General features: G+C 48.9%; 21 protein-coding genes. 14 read left to right on the top strand and 7 right to left on the bottom strand.

What is annotated here, in order from left to right; all coding sequences use genetic code 11:
* Position 1: 1 nt before the first annotated feature.
* From PJK55_RS09585 to PJK55_RS09565, 5 genes are all read left to right on the top strand, one after another.
* Positions 2 to 1,375, top strand: a complete 1,374-nt coding sequence (locus PJK55_RS09585) for a PTS transporter subunit EIIC (RefSeq protein ID WP_271305618.1) — start codon at positions 2 to 4, stop codon at positions 1,373 to 1,375.
* Positions 1,376 to 1,435: 60 nt separating this feature from the next.
* Complete coding sequence (locus PJK55_RS09580) at positions 1,436 to 2,485, top strand: DUF871 domain-containing protein (RefSeq protein ID WP_271305617.1); 1,050 nt, start codon at positions 1,436 to 1,438, stop codon at positions 2,483 to 2,485.
* Between the two features lie 55 nt (positions 2,486 to 2,540).
* On the top strand, positions 2,541 to 3,044 hold the full coding sequence (locus PJK55_RS09575; protein WP_271305616.1) for a YwhD family protein: 504 nt from the start codon (positions 2,541 to 2,543) through the stop codon (positions 3,042 to 3,044).
* A gap of 157 nt (positions 3,045 to 3,201) precedes the next feature.
* Entirely contained in the window at positions 3,202 to 4,479 is a 1,278-nt protein-coding gene (locus PJK55_RS09570; protein ID WP_214784869.1) for a dicarboxylate/amino acid:cation symporter, read from the top strand.
* 64 nt (positions 4,480 to 4,543) lie between these two features.
* Positions 4,544 to 5,077 carry a TVP38/TMEM64 family protein gene (locus PJK55_RS09565; RefSeq protein ID WP_271305615.1) on the top strand — a complete coding sequence of 178 codons (534 nt, stop codon included), beginning with the start codon at positions 4,544 to 4,546 and terminating at the stop codon, positions 5,075 to 5,077.
* On the opposite strand, the gene cls is transcribed toward PJK55_RS09565, so the two are convergent.
* The 4 genes from cls to PJK55_RS09545 form a co-directional block, all read right to left on the bottom strand.
* A complete protein-coding gene (gene cls / locus PJK55_RS09560) occupies positions 5,053 to 6,582 on the bottom strand; it encodes a cardiolipin synthase (RefSeq protein WP_271305614.1) in 1,530 nt (509 codons plus the stop codon). The genes PJK55_RS09565 and cls overlap by 25 nt on opposite strands.
* Positions 6,583 to 6,629: 47 nt before the next feature.
* Positions 6,630 to 6,980, bottom strand: a complete 351-nt coding sequence (locus tag PJK55_RS09555; RefSeq protein ID WP_074035622.1) for a hypothetical protein — start codon at positions 6,978 to 6,980, stop codon at positions 6,630 to 6,632.
* A 65-nt stretch (positions 6,981 to 7,045) separates the two neighbouring features.
* The gene (locus PJK55_RS09550) at positions 7,046 to 8,230 is read right to left on the bottom strand and encodes a chloride channel protein (protein WP_271305613.1); all 1,185 of its coding nucleotides are present in this window, start codon (positions 8,228 to 8,230) and stop codon (positions 7,046 to 7,048) included.
* Between the two features lie 189 nt (positions 8,231 to 8,419).
* Positions 8,420 to 9,358 (bottom strand): EAL domain-containing protein, encoded by a 939-nt coding sequence (locus tag PJK55_RS09545; protein ID WP_271305612.1) that lies wholly within the window; start codon positions 9,356 to 9,358, stop codon positions 8,420 to 8,422.
* Between the two features lie 201 nt (positions 9,359 to 9,559).
* On the opposite strand from PJK55_RS09545, the gene speE reads away from it, so the two are divergent.
* The 4 genes from speE to PJK55_RS09525 all read left to right on the top strand — a co-directional run bounded on the left by speE (position 9,560) and on the right by PJK55_RS09525 (position 12,811).
* Positions 9,560 to 10,399, top strand: a complete 840-nt coding sequence (speE, locus tag PJK55_RS09540) for a polyamine aminopropyltransferase (RefSeq protein WP_012727429.1) — start codon at positions 9,560 to 9,562, stop codon at positions 10,397 to 10,399.
* Positions 10,396 to 11,277, top strand: a complete 882-nt coding sequence (gene speB, locus PJK55_RS09535) for an agmatinase (protein WP_074035764.1) — start codon at positions 10,396 to 10,398, stop codon at positions 11,275 to 11,277. The genes speE and speB overlap by 4 nt, the downstream gene beginning before the upstream one ends.
* Positions 11,278 to 11,637, top strand: coding sequence for a DUF2294 domain-containing protein (locus PJK55_RS09530; protein WP_031422162.1), 360 nt, complete (start codon positions 11,278 to 11,280; stop codon positions 11,635 to 11,637).
* Positions 11,638 to 11,854: 217 nt separating this feature from the next.
* Positions 11,855 to 12,811, top strand: a complete 957-nt coding sequence (locus PJK55_RS09525) for a sodium-dependent bicarbonate transport family permease (protein WP_271305611.1) — start codon at positions 11,855 to 11,857, stop codon at positions 12,809 to 12,811.
* 52 nt (positions 12,812 to 12,863) lie between these two features.
* On the opposite strand, the gene PJK55_RS09520 is transcribed toward PJK55_RS09525, so the two are convergent.
* Positions 12,864 to 13,616 (bottom strand): homing endonuclease associated repeat-containing protein, encoded by a 753-nt coding sequence (locus tag PJK55_RS09520; RefSeq protein WP_271305610.1) that lies wholly within the window; start codon positions 13,614 to 13,616, stop codon positions 12,864 to 12,866.
* 397 nt (positions 13,617 to 14,013) lie between these two features.
* On the opposite strand from PJK55_RS09520, the gene PJK55_RS09515 reads away from it, so the two are divergent.
* The 5 genes from PJK55_RS09515 to PJK55_RS09495 are packed head-to-tail and all read left to right on the top strand — an operon-like array spanning position 14,014 to position 19,201.
* Positions 14,014 to 15,930 (top strand): polysaccharide biosynthesis protein, encoded by a 1,917-nt coding sequence (locus tag PJK55_RS09515; protein WP_271305609.1) that lies wholly within the window; start codon positions 14,014 to 14,016, stop codon positions 15,928 to 15,930.
* A 13-nt stretch (positions 15,931 to 15,943) separates the two neighbouring features.
* Positions 15,944 to 16,792 (top strand): NAD-dependent epimerase/dehydratase family protein, encoded by an 849-nt coding sequence (locus tag PJK55_RS09510; RefSeq protein ID WP_271305608.1) that lies wholly within the window; start codon positions 15,944 to 15,946, stop codon positions 16,790 to 16,792.
* Positions 16,789 to 17,931: an aminotransferase class I/II-fold pyridoxal phosphate-dependent enzyme gene (locus PJK55_RS09505; RefSeq protein WP_271305607.1), complete on the top strand. Its 1,143-nt coding sequence runs from the start codon at positions 16,789 to 16,791 to the stop codon at positions 17,929 to 17,931. The genes PJK55_RS09510 and PJK55_RS09505 overlap by 4 nt, the downstream gene beginning before the upstream one ends.
* A 12-nt stretch (positions 17,932 to 17,943) precedes the next feature.
* Positions 17,944 to 18,522, top strand: a complete 579-nt coding sequence (locus tag PJK55_RS09500; protein ID WP_271305606.1) for a hypothetical protein — start codon at positions 17,944 to 17,946, stop codon at positions 18,520 to 18,522.
* A gap of 19 nt (positions 18,523 to 18,541) precedes the next feature.
* A complete protein-coding gene (locus PJK55_RS09495) occupies positions 18,542 to 19,201 on the top strand; it encodes a hypothetical protein (protein ID WP_271305605.1) in 660 nt (219 codons plus the stop codon).
* 9 nt (positions 19,202 to 19,210) lie between these two features.
* On the opposite strand, the gene PJK55_RS09490 is transcribed toward PJK55_RS09495, so the two are convergent.
* Both PJK55_RS09490 and PJK55_RS09485 read right to left on the bottom strand, forming a co-directional pair.
* The gene (locus tag PJK55_RS09490) at positions 19,211 to 19,975 is read right to left on the bottom strand and encodes a MerR family transcriptional regulator (protein ID WP_271305604.1); all 765 of its coding nucleotides are present in this window, start codon (positions 19,973 to 19,975) and stop codon (positions 19,211 to 19,213) included.
* Positions 19,976 to 20,022: 47 nt separating this feature from the next.
* Entirely contained in the window at positions 20,023 to 20,487 is a 465-nt protein-coding gene (locus PJK55_RS09485; RefSeq protein ID WP_271305603.1) for a GNAT family N-acetyltransferase, read from the bottom strand.
* Positions 20,488 to 20,666 lie beyond the last annotated feature (179 nt).

Here is a 20,666-nt window from a genome sequence, read left to right as displayed (position 1 = left end):
GATGAAGAAAGAAGAGGTTTTAGCACAGGACATCCTCGCACATGTCGGGGGGAAAGAGAACATTCGTCAACTTGCTCACTGCATGACGCGTGTCCGGTTGTCGTTGAAGGATCCGATCAAAGCCGATCTTGACGCCTTGAAGAAAATTGATGGCGTCATGGGGGTCATCGATGATGAGACGCTACAAATCGTCGTCGGTCCAGGAACGGTGAATCGGGTCGCGGATTATATGAGTCATGAGACAGGCCTTGCGATCGGAGAAGAGTCGGTGGACGTGAACTTGACGCCAGAGGAACGCGCAGCGGTCGAACGTCAAAAAGTAAAAGAGAAGCAAAAGTCACCGTTTAAACGATTCCTCCGTCGACTCGGGAATATCTTCATCCCGCTCATTCCGGGTCTTGTCGCTTCAGGAATCATCAACGGTGCGGCGAACTTTGCTGTCAACGCCGGTGTCGACCGGACGGAGACGTGGATGCAGATTTTACTCGTTCTCGGTAGCACAGTCTTCGCATACTTAGCCATCCTCGTCGGGTGGAACACGGCGAAAGAGTTCGGGGGCACACCGGTGCTCGGGGCGATTGCCGGGGGGATTCTGTTCAACCCGCTCCTCGCGGACATCGTGATTTATGGGGAACCGCTCGTCGTCGGACGCGGTGGCTTGTTCGGTGTCATTTTTGCCGGTTGGCTCATGACGTATATCGAGAAGCACATTCGTCGCTTCATGCCGGTATCGATCGATATTATCTTCACACCACTCTTCACAGTCCTCATCGTCGGATTTACGGCGCTCTATGCGATCATGCCGGTCGCGGGTGTATTGTCAGATGGGATCATGCGAGGCATTAATGCGACGCTTGAGTTCGGGGGACCTGTCGCGGGGGCACTTTTGGCCGGTTTCTTCTTACCACTCGTCATGGTCGGGTTACACCATGGTTTGACGCCGATCCATTTAGAACTGTTGAATACGGTCGGGACGACTGCGCTTCTTCCAATCTTGGCGATGGCAGGTGCCGGTCAAGTTGGTGCGGCGCTTGCGATTTTTGTGAAGACAAGCAACCCACGACTCCGTAATATTATCAAAGGGGCCATCCCGGTCGGTTTCCTCGGAATCGGTGAACCGCTCCTTTACGGGGTCACGCTTCCGCTCGGACGTCCGTTCTTAACGGCATGTCTTGGCGCCGCGGTCGGTGGTGCCTTCCAAGCAACGATGAAGACGGCTGCACTTGGAATTGGCGTATCGGGTCTATCTCTTACGCCGCTGATTGATGACGGGATGTACTTGACGTATGTCGCCGGACTATTGATTTCGTATACGGCAGGCTTCCTGTTCACTTATTTCTTCGGCTTCAAAGAAGAGATGGCGGATGGGATTTGACAAACAAAGATGGCTCGGTCGAGTCATCTTTTTCTATACGTTTTGTGAGGAGGGAAATAGATGAGAGGGATTTCTGTTTACTTAAGTGAGGAATTGACGTCTGCGTCCATTGATTGGATCGAACGCATGCGAGAGAGCGGGTTCACGAGCATCTTCACGTCGCTTCATATTCCGGAAGACGATTCGACGTTATATACAGGACGGCTCCAGCAGTTAGGGGAATTGGCAAGACGCCTAAACATGGAACTCGTGGCAGACATCGCCCCGTCATCTCTACAGGCGCTCGGGAAAGGCTGGAATGATGCCCATACACTGTTGGACTGGGGCGTCACGGGGTTACGTGTCGACTATGGCGTCACACCGAAACAAGTGGCCGACTTGTCACGACATATGATGGTTGCGCTCAATGCCAGTACGCTCACGGAAACAGAGTTTGAAGAGATGGTGCGGCAAGGGTTACAGCGTGACCACGTCGAAGCGTGGCATAACTTTTATCCACGACCTGAGACGGGGCTCGACCGCTCCTGGTTTAACGAGAGAAACGGCTGGTTACATGCGCAAGGAATCAAGGTACAAGCGTTTATCCCTGGAGATGAACAATTGCGTGGTCCGCTTCATGAGACGTTACCGACACTCGAGGCGCACCGCCATCAGTCTCCGCTTTCGTGTTATATCGATTTACAAGCGACGGTCGACCGGATTTTGATTGGTGACCCGCGCGTGTCCAATCAGGCGATGCGACAATTTCAGGCGTACGATGAAGGGGTCATCGTCCTTCATGCAACTTCAGAGTACGGTGTCGATTCATTACCGACACTGCATACGAACCGGATGGACCCAGCCCGAGATGTCATTCGTTCGGTTGAATCGAGAGCTTACGGACGACCCGGGGACCATTTGATTCAACCGCAAAATACAGAAGAACGACTGCTCGGTAGCATCACGATGGACAATGAACGATATGGACGTTATGCGGGAGAACTGCAAGTAACGAAGCGGGATTTGCCGACAGATGAACGGGTCAACGTCATCGGTCGGGTCATTGAAATGGACCGCACGCTCATCCGTCACATTGGACCGGGAAGACGTTTCCAAATCGACTGGACGTGACTCAGGATTGCCACCGTCCTATATCATTGTGTACAGTAGAGAGGGAGGGTGGAACATGAAAGACATTAATTTTAATATCATTTCAGACGATGCGACGGACGGGCACGGCGGTTTTGGTGTCGGTTCGCTTAGTTTAAATAACATGTCCCCGGTCATCATCGATGTCGAAGCGGGCACGGCGACAATCGATATGGGTGCGATGCACGCCAAGTCTGCCATCGAGAAGCGTATCAAGTTTTTGACGGACCAAGAAGCGGTACCGAATGGGAAACCGTACTGGATCGTTTGGGTGACGGTCGGTCGGAAACGAGAAGGCTTTTACTATGGCGGCGTCGCCGCATGTGACATGTTGGTAGATGTCGAAGCGAGACGAGGCTATAAACTATTGCCTTATCACGTCAATCAGATGGACAAATCGTTGAAGGGTCGGATTTTAATCGACATGATGGACGCTCCGTCCCGCAGCGTATTGGCGAATTTCTTGCAAGAACATCGTCCAGAAATTTGGACGAACTCGACTGAACTTCATGCAGAGCTCGAGCGCTTAGGTGCCGAGTAAAAAGATTGGACGAATTTTTCGTCTCCAATCTTTTTTGTTTCGCATTTTTGGGAGTAACAGGAAATTATGTAACTGAAGAGATATTCATTTGTAATTGTATGAAAATTCAGTATTATGATATACTGACTACATTGTGAAAAAAAGAAAGGGTGATACGATGAGCGAAACAAAAAAAATCTTAATCGGTCTCGCGCTAGGTGTTGTAGTTGGTCTCGGATTGGCGGGATTGCCGGATTCAATTTATGAGATTGTGAATCCGTATATTTTATCTCCGGTAGGAACGGTCTTTTTGAATCTGATTAAAATGTTAGTCGTGCCGATTGTCTTCTTCTCGATTATTTTAGGCGTCATGGGTCTCGGGGACCCGAAAGAGCTAGGTCGAGTCGGGACGAAGTCGATTTTGTTCTTCTTAGCGACGACAGCACTCGCGATTATGTTAGCGATGGGCGTCGCATCTGTTTTACAACCAGGGGAGCGTGGGGACTTCCAAACAACAGGTCTTGAATTTGAATCAACAGCGACCGAGGAATCGTCAAATATCGTACAGACATTCGTCAATATGATTCCGACGAACCCGATTACGGCACTCGCTGAAGGAAATATGCTTCAAATCATCGTCTTTGCGGCATTGATTGGATTCGCATTGATTGCCCTTGGTGACAAAGCGAAGACATGGCGTCAATTCGTCAAACAAGGCGACCGCATCATGATGTACTTGATTCATCTCGTTATGAAGCTCGCTCCATACGGCGCATTCGCATTGATTGCTTCGGCAATCGGAGGCATCGGTCTCGATGCGGTCGTCGCCATGGCATGGTATATGATTGCCGTTGTCTTGACGCTCTTCTTACACGCAACGATTGTATACGGGGCAGCCGTTTACTTCATCGGAAAGATGAGCCCAGTGTTCTTCTTCAAAAACTTCTATGAGGCGATGACATTCGCATTCTCGACATCTTCGTCGAATGCGACGCTTCCGGTATCGATGGAAGTCGCCCAGAAGAAACTCGGAGTTCCACGTTCGATTTCGTCGTTCGTGCAACCACTCGGGGCAACGGTCAACATGGACGGAACAGCCATCATGCAAGGTGTTGCTACCATCTTCATCGCGCAAGTGTTCGCGTCTGACTTAACAATGACTCAATTGTTGACGGTCGTCATTACGGCGGTCCTCGCTTCAATTGGGACAGCGGGTGTACCAGGAGTCGGGCTTGTCATGCTTGCCCTCGTTCTTCAGTCGGTCAACTTGCCGGTAGAGGGAATCGCTCTCATTATCGGGGTCGATCGTATTCTCGATATGCTTCGCACATCTGTTAACATCACGGGGGATGCGGCATGTGCGGTTGTCGTTTCGAAATTGGAAGAAAAACATCTACCACCAGTCGACGAAGACTCGTGGGATGAAGCAGGCGCGACCTCTTCATCATCGCTATGATATAGTAAGGGACCATGACAACGCGTCATGGTCCCTTATTTTGTGAATAGAAAGAGTGATGGTTATGGAATGGGAACTGCTCCCGCTTCCTTTATTTTTAGTTATAAGCATCATATTAAATAGTGTGATTGCGGTAGCCGGGGTGCTGCCGAGCGCTTTTTTGACGGCGATCAACGTGAGCGTCCTCGGTCTCGTACCCGGTATTCTCGTTTCGATTGTCGGCGAGGCAGTTGGAGCTATCGGCAGTTTCGTGTTGTACCGAAAAGCGCTGCACCGCTATACGTCCCCGGACGGTGGCCGGTTTCAGCGACTCCGAGAGGCCACAGGAGCCGAGGCCTGGTTTCTCGTCCTTGGCATGCGTCTCATGCCGTTCGTGCCGTCTGGACTCGTCACGTTATCGGCAGCGTTCAGTCGTATGACACTCGCCTCGTTCGCGGTCGCAAGTACGATTGGGAAAGTGCCTGCCCTCATCATGGAAGGGCTGGCGGTGACGGCAGCGATGCAATTGACGGTCGGATGGCAATTGCTCTTGGTCGGTCTCGTCGGAGTTTCTTATCTTGTCTGGCGAATGCGTCAGAGAAGAGGCGAGAAGATATGACAAAACGCCTCGACGAAACGCTTACCAGTCGTTTTCTTCCGTAACACAGCCCAGTCGATTAAAATCGATTCTTCAAAATCCTTTAAAAAGGCTTCGTGAAGTTGTTGGATTGACGTCGTATCGAATTGGGCGATCATCATCTCGTGATTCAGAAACATACTCCGGAAGTCGAAGTTGGCTGACCCGACGAGGGCAACTTTGCCATCGATCAGGAGCGTTTTCGCATGGATGAAATGGCGATTGTATTTATAAATTTTAATGTTCCGCTTCAACAGCTGTTCGAAATAATACTCGGTCGCATGGAAGCTGAACCATTCGTCTCCCTTGCCCGGTACGACGATGCGCACATCAATACCGCTACGACCTGCGACTTCGAGAATCGCCAACAGTTCAGGTGGAGGAACGAGGTATGGGGTGGTGAGCCAGATCGACTCTTTTGCCTCCATCAACAGACGCATCAACCCGTCACGAATCGTCACATCTTTACCAGGTGACGTAACGAGCAGTTGTGTCGCCCCATTCTGTCCTTTCGGTTCATTCACAAAGTATCGAGAGAGATGTTCTTCGTCTGCGAATAAATCCCAAGTCTCATCGATTGTCCCTTGACCCGCATACAGCCAGTTCTCGACGAAGAGCTGTTGAAGTTCTCGGACGATGGGACCTTCGAGACGTAGATGCGTGTCACGCCAGAAACCGAGCTTCTCATTTTTCCCTAGATATTCATCACCGACGTTCAACCCGCCTGTTAGTGCGATTCGCCCATCCACGACAATCAATTTTTGATGGTTACGGAAGTTGGCATTGAAAACGAGGTATGGATGCAAGACCGGGTCAAACGCTTGGACGTGGACACGGGACTCCCGTAACGGCTGGATAAAGTCTTCCCCGATTTCTTGGCTACCGAGTCCGTCATATAAAAAGCGAACGATGACGTTCTCATTTGATTTTTGGATAAGTGCATCTCGGACCTTTAGTGAAATCTCATCGGTTCTAAATAGATAGTATTGAATGTGGATATGATCGGTTGCACCGTTGATGGCGTCTAATAACGCCTCGAATTTTTCTTCGCCGTTGACGAGGAGAGTCGTCGACGTGTGAGCGTCCGCACCGCTTGCTCCTAATTTTTCAAGTGTCCGTGTCAACGGATAAGCAGACACGATATCAGGAGACGTCTCGATTTTTTCACTCTCGATTGCTTGTTTTAGCATCCGGATTTCTGACGAGGTCCGTTTAAAGCGTCGATGGCGACGCGGCGTGCGGCCGAACATGACCCATGCCAAGACGCCGATGAACGGGATGAAGAATACGGTTAATAACCAGGCGAGCTTCCCTTGGGGCTGTACTTGGTCAAATAAAATCTGCCAACCGACGACGAGCGGTGCGACGATGGCAATCCCGATTAGTACGGGAACGAGGACATCGAGCCAAAACAAGAGACCGACGAGCAAGATGACGCTGATGATCATGATGATGAGTTGAATGACGCGACGTTTCAAAGGAAACACCACCTTTCCATAGACGATGAAAACGAGGGGGGGATCCCCCTCGTTTTTTAGTAAACGCTGTTCAGGACAGCATTGATTTCGTCCGCATAACGAACGAAGAAGTACACATTTACTGCGAGAGAGAACAAGACGAGGAAGAGACCGAACTGTGCTTTGACCCGATTTCGATTCCAGTAATAGAAGACGGACAAGAGCACTGCCAGTCCTACGAATAGAGCGATGACTTCAACGATTCCCCAGACGATGTCCTTGGATAAAAACATGTCGACGATTGTCATGACGACATAGATGAAAACGACAATCCCCATAATCACGACTAAAATAGCTAAAATAATGCTGATCCAATCCGAGCTAACTGCGTCAATTAGGTTTTCAATGGCCATTTCGTATTCGCTCACAACCGTTCCTCCTTTCGACAGATTGCATAACTATACATCCATTACCCTTTTTTCAACATCTAAAATCAAGCTTTCACTGGCGGATGGATGAATGAGGGAAGTGGAATTTTAGAAACGATGGCCACGACCGCAAATACATAGAGCCAACTATTCGGTGGGAAAAAGAGCACGAGTAACACGATGATGGCCAACGGTTGTCGCATCGCCGTGGCGAGTAAAGCGCTCGTCGTCAGAACGACTGAAAATGTCATATCGAGTTCGAACAAGAGACTGAAAAAATAACCGAGTGTGAACGAAGAGAAGAGGAGCGGATAAATATGACCACCGCGCCAGCCGGTCGCTAGACAGAATGCCGTAAAGAGCAGTTTCAACACGCTGTAGAGAAGAAGAGTGTATAGCGGGATGAGTTGCCAGTCTTCTGCATATTCGAGAATCGTTTCTTCTCCAGAGAAGAGGAGGTTCGGATAAAGAAGAGCCATGATCCCGATTCCGACGCCGCCGAGCGTTGTGAGGATTAGAATAGGCACATTTGAGAAGAGGCGCATCAATGCATGTTCACTGACCAAGTAAAGCCAGCCGAGAACCATGCCGCCAAGAATAATGAATAACATCGTCCAATTGATCTGGACACTTTCAATCGCAGGGAACTTAATGATGAACGGTGGACGTTCGTCAAGTTGATTGAGTAAATAAAATGTCCCGATTCCGGCGAGTGTCGCAAGCAGGTTCAGCATCGGTTGCTTTTTCTGCTCGCTCTCTTCCGCCGCAATGGCACCAAAGAGTGGCGCGTTGAAAACAATCCCAAGCACGACGGCATGACCGACTTCTTGCAATTCCGCTAATTCTTGACGGACGTGACGGATGCGCTCCGAGAACCACGTCGTGAGCCCGCCGACGATTCCGACGAGCGCGGCCTCGGGACCGAGACTTGCCCCTCCGATGAGAACGAGGAGGGCGGTCAACGTCGTAAAGCCAATCAAACGATAGTCGATGCGCCCCGTTCCTTTTCGTTCTTCTAACACCTCAGGCATGAGACGGGGCATCTGACCGTATCGACGTTGCAACAGACCGATGCATATACCGGCGATGACCGGTACGAGAAACACATAAAACGGAAAATCAAATTGCTCAGGAATCGTATGCCACACAACGTGTATGCCTTTATAAACAACGGATAAAAAGAGCCAACTTACTAAGCCGATGATGATTCCGAGTACGATGGCATAACCACTGACAATCCATGATTTCATCTACATCTCCACCTCTTTCGCTCGCGTCGACCTTCTATAATATGCTATCTCCTGAACACCTCAGACCGAAACCTAAAAAACGATGAAACCGTATCGAAGTGATGAAAACGACAATCGCTTCATACGAAAAACAAAAAAGTGCGGACACTCGATCAAGTCGATGCCCACACTTGGAATAACGAAACCTGCTTATGCTGTTTTGATGACGTGCTCTTTCGCAGGAGCCGGTTTTCCGAAGAAATACCCTTGGGCCAAGTCGAATCCGAGTTCACGACACACATCCGCCTCTTCGATGCGCTCGACACCTTCAGCGAGAAGTGTGATGCCCATCGAGTGGGTCAACGCACGCACTTTTTTGAGGAAATCCCGCTTTTCGGCATCCTCGTCACAAAATGAAACATACGAACGGTCGATTTTGACATAGTCCGGTTCGAGTCGCTTCAACATGTCGATGGTCGAGAAACCTGCACCGACGTCGTCTAGCGCAACTTGCATCCCCCGCTTTTTATATGTCGAAAAGACGTGCTGCAAATGATCGACGTCATGTACCTTCTCTGTCTCCACGACTTCGAAGATAAAACGGTCCGGACTGAGACCATATCGATCGATGATATCGAACGTATGCTGCAAACAATAGTCTGGGTTGTAAATCGTTGAGGGTAAGAAGTTGATGAATGTCTTTTGGTGAGGGGCGACGGCTTCGTATGTCGCTTTAATCGCCTCAGCACGAGCCCGCTGATCGAGCTTCGAATGAAGACCGAAACGGTTTGCCGTCCGGAATAAATCATAAGGCGAGATGTTGGCACCGCTACGGAGAAGTGCCTCGTACCCGAATGTTTCCGTAGAATCGAGGAAGATGATTGGCTGGAGATGACTCTCGAACGTGCCGTGCTGAATCTGTTCAATGATGTGCCGATTGGCAAGCTGATCTTTTAATACTTCGACCTCAAGCGGCGGGGTCTGACGGTTCGATGCAGGATCGACACAGTATACCGTTCCGTTTGCTTGTGTGAGGAGTACATCTAGTTCTTCAAACGATGTATACGGGTATTCCTTGAATGTTGTGACGAGTGTCCCTTGAGCAATCAAAGGAATTGTTGTATTACAAGAAGCGCAGGGTGACCACATACTATTCCACCTTTCCATTCAAAATTGGTTCATTCAGTATATCGGTCACGTCTCACAAAAAACTCACATTCAGGAACCATTCTTCAAAAAAATCGTGCAAAATGGGTACAGGTTTTGTATACTTCCTATCGTATGATTAAGAAGCGCCTCAAAACGCCACTCGCATACGAACAACTTTTTGAACAGAAAGGGGTTCTATCGATGGACCAAAAATTAAAATTATGGTTTACGGAGCACCAAACAGAAGATTACGGGATCACGTTCCGTGTAAACCACGTTTATGAGAGCGAACAAACGGAGTTTCAACGACTAGAAATGGTCGAAACGGACGAGTTCGGAACGATGTTGTTACTTGACGGGATGGTCATGACGACGGATAAGGACGAATTCGTCTATCACGAGATGGTCGCACACGTCCCACTCTTTACACACCCGAATCCAAAGCATGTGCTTGTAGTCGGTGGGGGAGACGGCGGTGTCATCCGTGAAATCATGAAACACCCATCAGTTGAAAAGGCAGTTCTCGTTGATATTGACGGGAAAGTCATTGAATATTCGAAGAAATACTTGCCGAACATTGCCGGTGAACTTGATAACCCACGTGTTGAAGTCATCGTCGGTGACGGTTTCATGCATATTGCGAAGTCAGAAAACGAGTATGACGTCATCATGGTCGACTCGACAGAACCAGTCGGACCAGCAGCGAACCTCTTCACAAAAGGATTCTATGCAGGCATCTCGAAAGCGCTCAAAGAGGATGGCATCTTTGTCGCACAGACAGATAACCCGTGGTTCACACCAGAACTCATTCAAACGGTTCAACGTGACGTGAAGGAAATCTTCCCAATCACGAAATTGTACACGGCAAACGTTCCGACGTACCCGAGTGGGATGTGGACGTTCACAATCGGGTCGAAGAAATACGATCCAGAACAAGTATCGGCTGAGCGTTTCCATGACATCGAAACAAAATACTACACGCCGAAGCTTCACAACGCGGCATTCGTCCTTCCGAAATTCGTGGAGGATTTGACAAAATGATCAAACGTTTTGATGAAGCATACTCAGGTAAAGTGTTTATCGCCAGTCTCCCAGAGGTGACAGAGGCGAAGACGGTTCTTTACGGGATGCCGATGGACTGGACGGTCAGTTTCCGTCCGGGTTCACGTTTCGGTCCGAACCGGATTCGTGAAGTGTCGATCGGCCTTGAAGAATACAGCCCGTATTTAGATGGTGATTTGGCAGATGCAGCGGTATACGATGCAGGAGATATCCCACTTCCATTCGGAAACGCACCGAAGTCGCTCGATATGATCGAGGCGTTCGTCAAAGATGTCGTCAAAGCAGGCAAGTTCCCACTCGGAATGGGTGGCGAACATCTCGTCACATGGCCGATCATCAAAGCGATGCACGACGTGTATGGCGACGACTTTGTCATCCTCCACTTGGATGCGCATACGGACCTTCGGGATGAGTATGAAGGCGAGCCACTCTCACACTCGACTCCGCTTAAAAAAGCGGCAAACTTGATTGGACCATCGAACTGTTACTCGTTCGGAATCCGTTCAGGGATGAAAGAAGAGTTTGAGTGGGCACGTGAAGTCGGCTACAACATGCATCAATTTGAAGTCATCGAGCCACTTAAGCGCGTCTTACCGACACTCGCTGGGAAAAAAGTATATGTCACGATCGACATCGACGTTCTTGACCCGTCAGCAGCACCAGGGACAGGTACACAAGAAATCGGCGGCATCTCGACGAAAGAATTGTTAGAAGCGGTACACGCTATCGCGAACGCAGACCTCGACATCATCGGCGCAGACCTTGTCGAAGTGTCACCGGCATACGATCAGTCGGATATGACGGCCATCGCGGCAGCAAAAATTCTTCGTGAGATGATGATTGGATTCGTGAAGTAAATGCGGAAAAAAGGTCAGCTGGAAATGGAACTGAGCGCCCGGATCACCCAATGGGAGAAAGAATACTTGGGTCGCGGGTCATTGACGTGTAAGGCAGACCTGCTTCGGGACCTCGCCATCGTTACACTCCAAGGTGTGTTGACGCCGGCCGAGTATGACTTGGCCACCAAGTCGTCAGGTCGCGAGCAATTGAAGAAATACCGCAACAATCTCGTCGAATCGGGACGGAGCCAACTTGAAACGATTGTCGGGCAAGTGCTCGGCCGTTCGATTGTTTCGCTCCACACGGACATCAGTACGAAAACAGGGGAGCGTCTCATCGTCTTTCGGTTGGACGCACCTTGGGATCAAACCGATTGACAACGGAACGTCGACTTTTTAAAATGAAATTCAGAGACGTGAGAGGAGCGAATGGACGAGTCGTCACGAGGCGTGCTTTCGAGATCTTCTTACGGAGCTACTGAACAATTTAATCAACCGACAGTTGTCGGCCTGACGGAGCGAATAGTCGAGCCGTCGGCATACAGCGCACGCCTTCTTTAGGTGTGCGCTTTTTTGTCGCCAAGGAGGAACATGTATGGAATTGTTTTTATTTTTACTAACGAGCGCTCCCGTGCTTATGTTTGTGACGGGTGTGATTGCCGCAGTCGGGAAATCGAACTTGAAGATTCCTGATTCACTCAGCACGACGCTCAATATTTACTTACTACTTGCGATTGGATTGAAAGGTGGGATGGGACTCGCCTCGGTATCATTTGAAGAAATTGCACTGCCATTGACGGTGACGCTGTTGATTGGGATTTTATTACCGCTCCTCGCTTTTCTCGCAGGAGGTCTCCTGAAGTTTACCTTCCACGAACGGATTGCCATGGCTGCGACGTTTGGTTCCGTCTCGCTCGTGACCTATGTGGCCGCATCGACGCAGTTAGAGCGTCTTGGGATTGGATACGAACCGTTTATGACGACCTTAGTCGTCGTGCTCGAAATCCCTGGATTGATTGTAGCGTTACTGTTATATAACCAAACGCAGGTGATGGGGATTACGGCGACGTCCGGTAAGACGAATTCGTTGTCTGTCCTCCGAGATAGCTTATTTTCGAAGAGTATCCTGCTTATGCTAGCAGGTCTTGTGGTTGGACTCGTGACGCCAGACGCGACTCCGCTCAAACCTTTCTTTGTGGACTTGTTCCCAGGGGTATTGCTTCTCTTCTTATTAGGATTGGGAGTAAAAGTCGGGCAACAGTTGAAGACGGTACCGACCTATGGGCTGAAGTTCGTTGCGATGGGAATGTTGTTCCCGTTGATTGGAGCACTCGTTGGCTTTTTGGCGGCGGGTGTCGCTGGTCTTTCGGAAGGGGGAACGATTCTTCTCATGACGTTAGCAGCGAGCGGTTCATACATCGCCGCGCCTGCGATGCTACAAGCCTCGGTCCCAGAAGCGAAACCGTCCTTTTATTTGACACTCTCCCTTGCGGTCACGTTCCCGTTCAACTTATTGATTGGTATTCCGTTGTACATTGCAATCGTCACATGAAAAAAGCGTCGACTCCTCCTGAGTCGGCGCTTTTTTGTGTGTTCGTGGAGCATCATTGTGTCACTTTTTGCGCTTCCATACATTTGAGAGCGGCCGTCCAGCTGCCAAAGAGGACGTTAATCGTCGATGTACTCGGTACGTTCCGTCCTTCCGCCCATTTTCGATAATGGAGGATGCTGAAATGAGGCAATTCTTTTTTCGCGAGCCGGAGCGCTTCGATCACATCCTCTTCATCCCATTTTCGTTTCGGTGGAGCGATATCCAATACGAAAAGAGCATAGCTCCAAGAACCATACTTTCTAGCGATGGTCGCAACGGTCGGATAGCCTCGTTCTTGCGCCCACACCGCATAATGTTGAGACGTGAGGCGTTCGAGTTCTTCCGATGCTTCGATCAAGGCTTGGATGATGCGTTCTTCACTATTTTTAGCGGCTGTCGTTTGAAGCTTCGCTTCTCGGAGTGCATTCGACCATGAACCAAAGCGACTACTGATGAGTGTGAGAGAAGGCGATCGTGTCACTTTTGACCATTCTCGGTACGTTTGACTCGTGAATAGCGTGAGCTCTTCTGCGGCTTTGTTTAACGCGCGTAGAATATCTTCGTCTGAATAATAATGAAACGAAAGCTTAATCTGTGCTGCAACGAGGGCTTCACGCCACGAACCAAATTGGTGGATGACGGTGGAAAGGGAAGGGACATTTTTGTCATGAGACCAAACGCTATATTGTTTGGAATCAAGTTCTGCGTATTCTTGGGCAGCCAACTGCAAAGATTGTACGATTTGAGGTCTTGTCCATTTTTTCATCTTGGTGTCTCTCCTTTTGTGTGAACGCTCACGGGCGTCTCAGAAGGTCTCTTGGTGTGAATGAACATGTATGTTGTTAGGTTGGTCGTACAGAAGTCAAACAGCGATGCGGTACAGGTTCCTCCTTTTCATTCAAAACACAGTTGTCAACAACATCCAATTTTATTTGGTATGTTCTTTCCATTCCCGCTCGGAAGAAAATTATTCATTATGTGAAAGAAAAGATGAGAATAACTTTGTGAACTTATTTGTTACAGCGATTTCATTAATAACAAAAAGCTCGCATTATCCTTAAATTTGTTACAACGACTCGGGTAGTTTACTAGCATCAACGCATTCTTCGCACACCATACCCAACACGATTACACAACTTAGACATTTGGAGGTGCAATACACAATGGCTACACTCGTCAACGTATATCGAAGAAATCGCAGAAACTTATTATTCTTCTGCGTCGATATCGCAATCGTCTCAATCGTCTTATATATGACGTTTGACATTTTATTTTCGAAAGTGATGCCGTTCACAGCGACAACATACGATTTGTTGCTGATGGTGGCAATCAAAATGTTTAGCTTCATGCTTGTCGGAGCGCTTTTGAAAATTCATCGAATCGATTGGCGATACGCTTCAATCCATGAAATGAAACAAGTAACCATTGCGTTGGTTAGTAGCGACTTGATTCTCTTCGCCTACAACCAGTTTCAATTCGGACGCGGGCTCGGTGTCATGATTGCAGTTCAAGGGCTATTAGCATTCAACATGATTTTATTCACACGTTTCTTGGCCCGTCATCACGTCTTGCATACGTTCAAGCCGCACCCTGCTCCGCAAGGCCGGAAAACACTGATCATCGGGGCCGGGAACTCTGGACAGCTCATCGTACGTGAGTTGAAAGAGTATCGGACGAACGTCCTCCATGTGGTTGGAATTATCGATGACGATCCGATGCTCGCCTCCTTATATGTACACGGTGTCCCGATTCTCGGTACGACAGACGATTTAGAGCGCATCATCGAAGAACAAGGAATCGAAGTCGTCATTTTCTCTATCCCGAGTCTTGCGCACGCGAGACGAATTGAATTGTTGAAACGGATTGAAAAGACTGGCGTTGAATCACATGCACTCCCAATGTTGTCCGAACTTGCTACCGGGAATGTGTCGATTAACGAAATTCGCGAAGTGAAAATCGAGGATTTGTTAGGGCGAGAACCGGTACAACTTGATATTTCAGGTATCTCGAAACATGTGGAAGGGGCAACGGTCCTCGTGACAGGAGCTGGAGGGTCGATCGGTTCGGAACTCTGTCGTCAGTTGATTAAGTTCAAACCGGCCGAGATGATCCTTTTTGGACATGGAGAAAACAGCATTTATTTAATCGAGAAAGAGTTAAACGGACTTGGACTTGAGACGAAACTTCATCCAGTGATCGGGGATGTGCAAGATGTAGAGCGACTCGAACACGTCTTTCAAACGTATCGTCCAGAAATCGTCTATCATGCGGCGGCACACAAACACGTTCCGCTCATGCAAGATAACCCGCTTGAAGCAGTCAAAAATAATATCTATGGCACAAAGAATATGGTCGATGTGGCTTCCAAATATCGGGTCGATCGATTCGTCATGGTATCGACCGATAAAGCGGTCAACCCAACGAACGTCATGGGGTCGACGAAACGAATCGCAGAGATGATCGTTCAGGAAAAAGCGCGTTCAAGCGATACGATTTTCGCTGTCGTTCGATTCGGTAACGTTCTCGGTAGCCGTGGTTCGGTCGTCCCTCTCTTCAAAGAACAAATTGCCCAAGGAGGACCGGTCACGGTAACGGATTCAGAGATGACCCGTTACTTCATGACCATTCCAGAGGCGAGTCGACTCGTCATTCAAGCGAGTGTGTTATCCCGAGGTGGAGAAATCTTCGTACTCGATATGGGAGAACCGGTCAAAATTATCGATTTAGCGAAAAAGATGATCGAGCTCAGCGGGTTCACCATCGATCAAATTCCGATTGAAGTGACGGGGATTCGCCCAGGTGAAAAGCTATACGAGGAATTACTGGCTACAAACGAACTCGACCCAGAGGCGAATATCTTCCCGAAAATCTTTGTCGGTTGCACGCGTCCCTTCACATCGGTCGCTCCCATCTTGCGGTTAATCGAACACTTCCGACAGAACGGTCCGGCACTGACAGACGCATTATTATTCGTCGCGAACAGTAACGATATTGACCGAGATCTGCAACGAATTTTTGCAAGTGGATTCGAGTTTATCCCAGCCCAGCACGTGCGGATCCGGGTCGTCGATGGAAATTAAAGGGGGGAGTGCAATGGATCGTGTCATGGTGATCGGTGTATCCACGTTCAAAGGATTTCATCTTGCCAGGCGACTACTAAAAGACGGATACGAAGTGATTGGGATTGATGATGAAGGAGAAGCGAAAGCGCAGCTTGCGAGACAACGATTATACGTCTTGTCTCATCCCTTGTTCCATCTCATTCGAACAGATGTCTCCCATAAGCCACATATGCGCCAAATCGTGACGATGTATGAACCGAATCACGTCATCTTATGCAATGGAACATCTACCGTTTATCAGCATCGTCAAATAGAGCGATACGAACAAGTGAAGCAACTTGTTATGAATCAAAAAAGTCGGGTGCCGATTCAGTCGTTCATCACGTTCGACCTTCCAATGGAACAGACTCGTCATTCTTCATCAGCGCTTCATCTGATAACAGAGGATGTATACGGACCTTGGGATGATTCGACAACCCTGTTTTCGAAAGCGGTACTCGCGATTGACCAAGGTCATCGTATGGTCGGATTCTATGCAACGGACATTGTAAAAGCCTCTTATATCGATGATGTGGTCGAAACCGTCGTTCGCGTCATCAAATTGATTCAGTCAGGCTTACCAATCGTTGGGCAGTTCCGAATCGATGCCTCGGATTATGTACACGTCCAAACGCTGCTCACCGAAATCGGACACCAGATGCATCAACCGGACCATGTATTTCTACCGATGCGTGACCAAGTCTTTCAAGAAATAGATTTGCCTACGCTAGAAGCGATGATTGGATTTCGACCACGCACCCCGCTCCACGAGGGGTTACGGAAGACGATCGAATGGTACAACGCCTATCAAACGATGATGAGGGAGGACATGAGCACATGACTATTTTATTATCAAAACCGCACATGTCCGGACGAGAGATGGCTTACGTAGAAGAAGCATTCGCAAGTAACTGGATTGCGCCACTCGGTCCGAACGTTAACGCCTTTGAGGAAGAGCTTGGGAAGTACGTTGATCACTCGCATGCACTCGCGACGAGTTCTGGCACAGCGGCGCTCCATCTCGCGTTGTTGACGTTAGGAATTGAAAGAGGAGATGTGATCTTTTGTCAGTCGCTCACGTTCGTCGCTTCGGTCAATCCCATTCTGTATGTCGGGGCGACACCGGTATTCATCGATTCAGAGAAGGAAACGTGGAACATGTCACCGGAAGCATTGCGAAAAGCATTGGTTCAAGCCGCTACGAAAGGAAAGTTACCGAAAGCGGTCATCGTGGTTCATCTATACGGGGTGGTCGCGAAGATTGGCGAGATTCGTCACATTTGCCAAGAGTTTGGGGTGGCATTGATTGAAGATGCCGCGGAATCGCTCGGAGCGACTTGGAAAGGGCAGATGACTGGTACGATTGGTGACATCGGATTCTATTCGTTCAATGGGAATAAAATCATCACCACGTCCGGTGGAGGGATGCTATTGCTAGGCTCTGACAGTCAGCGCCAATATGCGTTGAAACTCGCCACGCAAGCAAGAGAGAACGTTTTACATTACGAACATGAAGAAGTCGGGTACAACTATCGCTTGAGTAATGTGTCGGCAGGGATCGGTCGCGGACAGCTAGAGGTCATCGAACAACGAGTCCGGGCGAGACGTAACGTCTTTCGTCGGTATGAACAAATGTTTTCGACGATTGATGTCACGTATCAACAAGAAATCCCTTTCTCTCGTGCGAATCGTTGGTTGACCGCCATGCAAGTCGGACGCGATATCGCCAGCCGTGATCAGTTGATTCAACAGTTGAGCGACGCCGAAATTGAATCACGGCCAGTCTGGAAACCGATGCACCTACAACCGCTCTATCGAGATGCCGAATATGTCACGGTTGACGGGGAAGACGTGAGTCGCCACTTATTTGAAAACGGTGTTTGCTTGCCATCAAGCTCGAGCTTGACGATTGGTGAGCAACAGAAAGTGATTCAGGCCGTGCTAGATACACGCCATTTCGTAAAAGAAAAAAGCGTGTAAGGAGGAAATGAAATGAAAACGGAAGCAGAGATCATTCGAGCGCTTCAAACCGCAGCATCTCTGACTCCATCTCTCACGGTGACACAATATCAACGATGGAGCCAAAATCGAGACGTTCCCACGTTCGCTGACATTTTATCTGTGTATGGAACGTGGATGAATGCCCTGAAAGCATCCGGACTGTTAGAGGTCAGGAGATATGAGTCTAAGGATATGATTCAGGCACTTCGACTCGCATCGGCAGAAGAGGGAAAACTGACAAGTGCTCAATATCGGCACTGGGCATCAGGACGAAGTGTTCCTTCGGTAGGCGATATTATTACCCACTTCGGGTCGTGGAGTCTCGCCGTCAAAGCGGTCGAGCGTTTAGAAGAAGAGCATTTCACCGTACAACCTGCCAAAGACAAAGCGGAGATTGTACAAGCGTTATATGAAGCGTATCGAGTATTAACACCTTTCAATGCGATTACGTATCAAAAATGGGCTAAACGTTTTAATAAACCGAGCGTGGCAAAAGTATCGAGACGATTTGGTTCTTGGAAACGAGCATTATGCGAACTAGGGATTCATGAAATGACGGATCAAAAGTGATCAATGGAGGGATCGAGAGATGACTAGACCGATTGTACTCATGATTAGTGACCATCATACATCCACTTTCGTCTATCACGCTATCCGAGATTTAGGCGTGACACATGTCATTCAAGAAGACGGTCCCACTGAACATCGACCGCAGTCGCTCAAACAGTGGATTACTCATCTATATATTCGATGGGCGACGCCATTTATGAAATGGACGAGTCAAGCGCGTATTCGAGAAGTGAGAGAGCGTTATCCATTACAGGATTCTCCGATTCCTCCTCATCACCTCATCCATGTCTCATCCTTGAACGATGACAAAACGCTCATGTGGCTCGAACGACTCGCACCGAAGCTGCTCGTGATTCATGAGACCGGGCCAATCGAGTCGAGTCGTTTGAACCAGTTACCATGCCCCATCATCACCGTTCGTCCGTCGATGGCGGAAGGGCAGCTACAAGCCTATTGGGCGATTCAATCCGTGCCTTCTTTTTGTGAGGCGACGCTCGAACAATGGACGACACAAGGATGGCGCGTTCTCGATCGGGCGGTCATCTATAAAGGCGGAAGCGACAATTTTGCCACATATCCTTATTTACAATTGACCACGGTATTGCCGATGTTGCGCCGACATATCGAAGCACTAGATCTCGTACAATCAGACCGACGACAAAGTAAAGTCCAAGCCTGAGGCTTGGACTTAACTGTTGGCGATACAATAATATTGGATGGCTTCATTATAGTACGATGCAAGCCCCGGTTCGAAGCGGTCATAATAGGAGGTGAATCGCTCATCCGCCACATACATCTGTCCGAGTCCGCTGAACATGTCGAGCGAGCAATCATAAAAGTGAGTGTGGATGAACAGATGATTGTCTCTGACGACCGATTGAACGCGGTCATCTTCGATTGCGACTTGTGAACGAAACAAATCGACGAGTGGCGCAATCAAATCGAGTTGCATCTGATTCATGCGCTCCCAGTCTGCTTTCGGTCGCTTCGATGCACGTTCGTGAGATGTTTTGTAAGCTGAACTCTCTCCCCAACGCTCCTGTACCTCGTCTTGATGCTTTTCTTCATGTGCTTGAATCTCTTCATAAGACAATCCCTTGAACAATGACTTGTCTTCCATCGGAACCCCTCCTTTGAGTGAGGTGAGGGTTGATTCCGCCGTCTCCGCGAGCTGTGCGAAGTAGGTTGCCTTTTGTCTCAACGCATCAATGTGTTCGCTCAATACTTCGAACCGGTCAAACGTCGATGCATCGAGCAACTGTCCGATTTGATCGAGCGGAACGTCGAGCGTTCGATACAGTAAGATCAGCTGTAGACGCTCGGCATCACGCGACGTATAACGGCGGTAGCCATTGTCGTCACGCATAGGGACGAGTAATCCAATCGAGTCATAATGGCGAAGCGTGCGTGTCGTCGTTCCGGCGAGTGACGCAAGTTGTTGAATCGTATACATCCCTTCACCTCCTTAGAACAAGCGTAAAGGTTGACGTCACGTCAAGGTCAAGCCTGTTTTTCAAATAACGAAAATCCGTTCCGTTCTCCGATGTAACGGAAGCCGAATTGAGGATAGTATCCATTCAAGAACGTGTTGTCTGCGACGCAATCCAATCGAACGGTCGAAGCAGTGTGAGATAGGGCATACTGCATCAGACGCTCGCCGAGGCGTTCTCCTTTTACGTTCGAGTCCGTGACGAGTCGGTGCAAGTAGACGGCACCGTCGGGGTCATCCCATAGGTTATGGTCCCAGTCGGTCGGTGGGATGAGACTGACCGCACCGACGACTTGGTGGTCACGTTCATACACAAACACAGTCCCTTTCGTTAAATCGTGTCGCACATAATCCGAGCGACTCGGCTCCAAATATTTGACCCATTGTGACTTTCCGGCTGCCTGAAACTCTTTCGCTTTCTTTACAATCAGTTGGTCGATGGCTGAAAAATCATCAAGTGTAGCAAATCGAAACATGATGAAGCACCTCGCTTTCATTTCTTTTCAAAATCGTGTAGGGTACACGTTGAGTATGCTGATGAAACATCTTTGTATCATCGAATGTTTTTTGGTAAGATAAATTTATTGCATCGTGCAAACGATTGCGCTAATGATATAAAGTTCACAGCACGAATAAGATAATTATAAATGATGAG

Source organism: Exiguobacterium sp. MMG028 (genome assembly GCF_027947425.1).
Classification (GTDB): Bacteria; Bacillota; Bacilli; order Exiguobacteriales; family Exiguobacteriaceae; genus Exiguobacterium; species Exiguobacterium aestuarii_A.
The sequence above is the reverse complement of the archived record's forward strand: the minus strand, read 5'-3'. Positions and strand labels throughout refer to the sequence as shown.